Genomic DNA, 5,932 nt, shown 5'->3' with positions numbered 1-5,932 from the left:
AATAGCAATTCGATTTATATTTGATTCTAACACTTGAAGGTTATTTCGAGATCAAATCAGCATCAGTCAAAATGACGAACGGCCTGAAACTTAATCTCGAAGAGAGTTGAACAGAGAAGAAACTTCTAGGATTGTTCGAATTTCAGAAGCAATCAGGTCTTTCAAAAAGACTACCGATAACTCTCGAACCCTCGTTCAAAAAGGAGACTTTCGATATCCTCACTTCTTGGAATTGACCTCTGGGCTCCCCTTTTGGTAACAGATAAAGCCGCGGCTGCACAGGCGTACTTGAGAGAAAAGTGAAGATCCAGTCCTCTGTCAAGCGAGCAGGCGAAGGCGCCATTGAAGACATCACCAGCTGCGGTTGAATCAACAGCTTTTACTCTGAAAGTCGGAACAACTAGACTTCTAGACCTTCCTGTGAAGAGAACTCCTTTTTCCCCTCTCTTTAGCAGAACATTCTCACATCCCATTTCAAGAAGCTTCACGGCGGCTTCTTCAATACAGAGCGACGGTCCCGTAAGCTCAGCCATCTCCGTTTCGTTCGGGGTAATAATATCTACGTATTGTAGAATCGATTTATCTATATTACTTGACGGCGCAGGATCGAAGATAACGGTCTTTCCGGCTTTGTAGAAGAGCTTTGCTGCGTATAGAGACGATTTGAAGGGGATTTCATTTTGTAGCAGAAGAATGTCAGCCTTTAGCAAACTCTCTCTTGAATCGTCGATAATCTCTGGAGACAGTCGAGAGTTTGCACCCGGGTATACTATTATCCTGTTTTCTCCTGATCTTGCAACCTCTATCAATGCAACTCCGTTTGGAGAATCTACAAGTCTTATTCCGTGTCCAAGATCAATAGCTTCAAGCTCTCTCTTCATCATCTGGGCATTTCCATCGTTTCCCAGGCAAGTCAGGAAGAATACGTCCCCACCAAGCGATTTGGCCGTTACTGCCTGATTTGCGCCCTTGCCTCCTGGATAGTAGGAAAGTTCCAAACCTTTCTGAGTCTGGCCGGGCATAGTGAATTTGTCTACGTTTATTACCATGTCGACGTTACTGCTTCCAATAACTGCTATCATAAAGGCCTCCATAAAAAAGCCGGAGGGAGATCACGCCCCCCGGCCTTTTAATCCAAATTACTTCAGCGTTACCAACTGGAGATCTACGGGGATATAAATCGTACCGATAGTCAGATACTCGAACGCTTTGACAACGGCAAGTTGGCCCATAACAAATGGTTGCTGAGCAACAGTAGCAGCCATTTCGCCTGCATTTACGGCCGCAACGGCATCATCAATGGCATCGAAACCTACGACTTTGATCTTGTCTAGAAGACCGGCGGCTTTTATGGCTTCGATTGCTCCAAGAGCCATCTCGTCATTGTGAGCAAACACAGCGTCTATATTTGGATTCGCCTGAAGGATGTTCTCTATTACTACAAGTCCTTCGGCTCTGTTGAAGTTTGCAACCTGTTTTGCAACTATCTTGATGCCCGGGTATTTTGAAATAGCTGCACCAAAGCCCTGACCACGGTCTCGCGCAGCCGATGTTCCAACGATTCCTTCAAGTTCAACTACGTTCCCCTTTCCATTGAGTAGCATTGCAACGTACTCACCGGCCATCATGCCGCCCGCAACATTATCCGAAGCAATATGCGCAACTACTTTTCCGCCATTAGCTCCTCTGTCAACCGTTATTACAGGAATCCCAGCCTTGTTAGCTTCCTCTACTGCAGTGACGATAGCATCGCTGTCAGTAGGGTTAATGATTATTAGATTCAGTTTCTGTTGCACAAAGTCTTCGATATCGCTTAGCTGCTTTGCAGGGTTATCGCGACCATCGGCTACGATAACTTCTATTCCTAGACCGGCCGCTGCTTCAAGAGCTCCGTCTCTAAGTGTTACAAAGAACGGATTGTTGAGAGTGGATAGAGAGAGTCCAATTCTGTACGTTGCTCCAAAGAGAAATGCTGACGCTACTACCAGAACAAAGGTAATTACAAGTAGTTTCTTCATTTCAGTACCTCCTTATCAAAAATAGGCCTTGAAGGCCTTTAATAAGATCGCTCAATCGTTGTTACTTTCGGCCATAACTGCCAGGAGTATTACGGCTCCCTTTACTGCCTGCTGGTAGAATGGTGAGATATTTACTAGATTCATACCGTTGTTTATTATTCCAAGAACCATGATGCCAAAAACCGTTCCGACTATCGACCCCTTTCCACCGGAGAGACTCGTTCCTCCCAGAACGACTGCGGCAATGGCGTCCAACTCATAACCCTCTCCAAATATGGGCTGGGCGCTATTTAGTCTTGCTGTCAAAATAAGCGCACTCAGTGCAGAAAGAAGCCCACTTATAATGTAAATAACAATCTTATATCTATCTACTTTCACACCACTTAACTTTGTCGCCTGCTCATTTCCACCTATTGAGTAAGTGTATAGACCCAGCTTCGTATTGAAGAGAAGGTACCAGGCAAGAGCAAATACTCCAAGCATTATTAACACAGGCACAGGAATTCCGAAGATCTCTCCGCGCCCGATTTCCCTGAAACCTGCCGGAAAACCTGTTACAGGCCTTCCCTGAGTGAAAGCCTGAGTGAGACTTCTGGCAATTGCCATAGTGGCAAGAGTTACTATGAAGGGCTGAAGTTTCATTTTGGCAATGATTACACCATTGAATGCACCCATAAGAGCACCTATTCCGAGCGCAGCCAGAATTCCAAGCAGAGGAGAAGTGTTCTTAATAACACTTGCCCCGACTACTGCTGAGAAAGCGAATATCGAACCTACTGAAAGGTCTATCCCTCCAGAGATTATTACAAAGGTCATCCCAAATGCAATTATTCCGTTTATAGAGACCTGTCTGAGAACGTTCATGAAATTCGAAACGGTAAAGAATCTATCGCTTAGAAAGCTGAACACAAGAACAATTCCAACAAAACCGACAACGATCGGAAACCTTCTCAAAAGGCTGAGGGTTTTCTTCATCTTTGCCCTCCCATTGCCGCAGAAATGATGTTCTGCTGATTAATATCCTTCCTTTCGAATATGGCTGCCTGTCGACCCCGGTGCATTACGAGCACTCTGTCGCTCATACTGGTTACTTCTGGCAGCTCAGAAGATATCATGATGATTCCCTTACCCTGATTCGCCAGTTCATTCATCAAGCGGTAAACCTCAACCTTTGCTCCAACGTCGATTCCCCTGGTTGGTTCAACGAAGATTACGAGTTCAGGAGATTTAATGAGTCCCTTTGCCAGAACTACCTTCTGTTGATTCCCTCCAGAAAGGTTATTAATCCTCTGATCTGGAGAAGGTGTCTTTATAGTCAGTCTCTTTATCATCGCTTCAGCAAGTCTCTTACTCGCTCTCCAGCTAATGCTACCTAGCTTACTTACAAGTTCCGTATTTGGCAGCACAACGTTTTTTGTTATACTCAAAGGCATTACTAATCCCTGTGTCTTGCGATCTTCGGGTATGAGAATAACTCCTCTTGCCAGTGCTCTGTCCGGCCTTATGGGAATAGGATATGGTCTTTTGGATAACTCGGCCCTGTTTGCACTAGCCTTTAAGCCACCGTATATGGCAAGGGCAACTGCTCCCTTACCTGAACCCACAAGCCCCGCTATTCCGAAGATTTCGCCTCTTTTCACTTCGAAAGAGACATTTTCGAAATGTCCAGATACCGAAAGCCCATCAACCATGAAAACGGGTTCTTCGGTCACAAGATTCTCTTTTGGGAACATATCGTCGATTCTTCTTCCTACCATATCCTTTATCAAACGATCGCCAGTATAGCTTTCCGTAGGACCGGAAGATATGAACGATCCATCTCTCAATATCGTAACCCTGTCGGCTATTTCGAAAACCTCTTCAAGTCTGTGAGAAATAAAGACTATCGAAACGCCCTTCTCTCTGAGCTCTCTCATAAGTCTGAAAAGTATCGCCGTTTCATGCTCTGTTATTGTTGCAGTAGGTTCATCCATAACGATTATCTTTGCATCGGAAGCCAAGGCTCTGGCGATCTCGACAAGCTGTTTTTCGGAAACATTGAGTTTCTTAACTGTCGTGCCCGCAGGCACTGGAAAGTTGAGTGATCTCAGAAGATCCTCGGCCCTTCTTCTGAGTTTCCTGCGATTAAGATTCCACCAGGAGCTACTCTCTCTTCCCAGATATATGTTCTCTGCAACAGTTAGATCCTCGCTGAGATTCAACTCCTGATAGATTACTGCTATTCCATGCGCTATGGCATCTGAAGGACTCTCAAAGCGAACTTCATTGCCCTCGAGAATTATCTTCCCTTCATTCTGTCTGTAAACACCACTCAGAATCTTCATGAGAGTTGATTTGCCGGCACCGTTTTCGCCTATCAGAGCAAGAATCTCTCCTCTCTTCAGATCGAAACTGACGCTATCCAGCGCCTTTACACCGGGAAAGCTCTTGGAGATACCCTCCATCTTGAGAATGAACTCATCCATTGCTACTCTCCCTGATTTGAAGCGAGGTCTTCAGAAGGACCTTGCTGCTAGTCTTTTGACCGCTGATCTTTCTCAGAAGCATCTCACCGGCCGCCTTACCCATAGCGTATCCATCCTGCCGAACGGTTGTCAACCTTGGGTTGGTCATCCTTGAGAAGAGTATGTCATCAAATCCAGTAACCGAAACGGTTTTAGGCACATCATATTTCATTTCAGCCAACTCCATCATCGCTCCGAATGCTATCATATCGTTGCCGCATACTATGGCATTGGGTATTCTCTTGAGTCTTCTCAACATCTCTCTACCACTCTCAAAGGTATAGTCTCCAAAATGTATCTCGCAATCACTATTTTCTTCTGAGATAGCATCTTCAAATGCCCTCAACCTCTCTCTGGAGGAGAAGGTATTTACGGGACCACTTAAAAAAGCGAAGCTTTTGTTACCAGCTCTGATAAGATAATCCATCATCTTTCTCATTCCGTCGTAATTGTCTGAAAAGACATAAGAGACCCCTTCCCAATCTTGATAGTTATCGATAATCACGATCGGTAGGTGAGATGAAATGGCCTTAATAGACTCGGGAAGCTCTCCAAGGAGTATTGCGCCAATTCCCTCGATATTCCTTGAATACAGTGCCTTTAGAAGTTCTTCCTCCTTTAGAGGATCACCTGATGAACTGACAAGAAAAATGAAATACCCCTTCACGCGCAGATAATCTTCGGCTCCCTTTACTATTTGGGAGAAGAAGGGATTCACAATATCGGGGATAAGGAAGCCTATCATGCCGCTACTACCGATCCTGAGACTTCTGGCAAGTCTGTTGGGGACATAACCAAGCTCCTGAGAGGCCCTATTGACTTTCTCTTCAAGCTCAGGGCTTACATAAAGACTTTTGTTGAGAACTCTGGAGACTGTGGCCGTCGAAACTCCCGCCTTCTCCGCTACTTCACGTATGCTTATCTTACTCTTCATTTATACCTTAAATCCTCCTGTAAACGTTTGCGTAAACGATTACACAGTAATATAAACACACTCGTATTGTAATAGCCAAGTCTATTCACACATTATCATGAACGTTCAGCTGAGACATGAGGTGATTATTGATTAGTTACTCTTCTATGCTTCTTCATTCTAGTTCATGTATCGTCGCGAGTTAAAAACAAAAGTGGGTATAATAAGTCGCAGCACAGCAAAGTGGCCTCCTGGTCTTTATACTTCCCTCTCTTCCTTCTTCTCTGTGCTGTAGAGCCTTTACATGACCGCTTACGAACGAATCTACCGCAACTTCTTTCCTTTCGAGCCCTTCCAGATCTGTGAAGAGTTTAGTTATCTTCTGGACTATTTCATGAAGAGGTATCCATTTGGCTCTTCGACACAAGGTCTGGAATGATGGTATCGTCTTCAGCCCTAGGTACTCGATATACTTGCCATTCCCTTCAAGAAACCTC

The 5,932-nt window shown here is 44.8% G+C and carries 5 protein-coding genes and 1 pseudogene; all 6 read right to left on the bottom strand.

All coding sequences use genetic code 11. The annotated features are described in order from the left end of the window. Nucleotides 1-170 precede the first annotated feature (170 nt). Nucleotides 171-1,082 carry a ribokinase gene (rbsK, locus tag Q502_RS10260; RefSeq protein WP_099830802.1) on the bottom strand — a complete coding sequence of 304 codons (912 nt, stop codon included), beginning with the start codon at nt 1,080-1,082 and terminating at the stop codon, nt 171-173. Between the two features lie 57 nt (nt 1,083-1,139). Beyond that, nucleotides 1,140-2,018 carry a D-ribose ABC transporter substrate-binding protein gene (locus Q502_RS10255; RefSeq protein WP_099830801.1) on the bottom strand — a complete coding sequence of 293 codons (879 nt, stop codon included), beginning with the start codon at nt 2,016-2,018 and terminating at the stop codon, nt 1,140-1,142. Nucleotides 2,019-2,069: 51 nt separating this feature from the next. Beyond that, a complete protein-coding gene (locus Q502_RS10250; RefSeq protein WP_099830800.1) occupies nt 2,070-2,993 on the bottom strand; it encodes an ABC transporter permease in 924 nt (307 codons plus the stop codon). After that, nucleotides 2,990-4,483 (bottom strand): sugar ABC transporter ATP-binding protein, encoded by a 1,494-nt coding sequence (locus Q502_RS10245; RefSeq protein WP_099830799.1) that lies wholly within the window; start codon nt 4,481-4,483, stop codon nt 2,990-2,992. Before Q502_RS10245 ends, Q502_RS10250 begins: the two co-directional genes overlap by 4 nt. Further along, on the bottom strand, nt 4,476-5,456 hold the full coding sequence (locus tag Q502_RS10240; RefSeq protein ID WP_099830798.1) for a LacI family DNA-binding transcriptional regulator: 981 nt from the start codon (nt 5,454-5,456) through the stop codon (nt 4,476-4,478). Before Q502_RS10240 ends, Q502_RS10245 begins: the two co-directional genes overlap by 8 nt. Nucleotides 5,457-5,637: 181 nt before the next feature. Then, nucleotides 5,638-5,932 (bottom strand): annotated as a pseudogene (locus tag Q502_RS14415) (hypothetical protein); the annotation flags it as partial.

The sequence above is a fragment of the Mesotoga sp. Brook.08.YT.4.2.5.2. genome (genome assembly GCF_003351125.1).
Taxonomy (GTDB): Bacteria; Thermotogota; Thermotogae; order Petrotogales; family Kosmotogaceae; genus Mesotoga.
This window is presented reverse-complemented; position numbering and strand designations above follow the sequence as displayed.

Coding starts and splice junctions, on each gene's coding strand:
- Q502_RS10240 (WP_099830798.1), bottom strand. CDS start 5,456: ATGAAGAGTAAGATAAGCATACGTGAAGTAGCGGAGAAGGCGGGAGTT.
- Q502_RS10250 (WP_099830800.1), bottom strand. CDS start 2,993: ATGAAGAAAACCCTCAGCCTTTTGAGAAGGTTTCCGATCGTTGTCGGT.
- Q502_RS10245 (WP_099830799.1), bottom strand. CDS start 4,483: ATGGATGAGTTCATTCTCAAGATGGAGGGTATCTCCAAGAGCTTTCCC.
- Q502_RS10255 (WP_099830801.1), bottom strand. CDS start 2,018: ATGAAGAAACTACTTGTAATTACCTTTGTTCTGGTAGTAGCGTCAGCA.
- rbsK (WP_099830802.1), bottom strand. CDS start 1,082: ATGATAGCAGTTATTGGAAGCAGTAACGTCGACATGGTAATAAACGTA.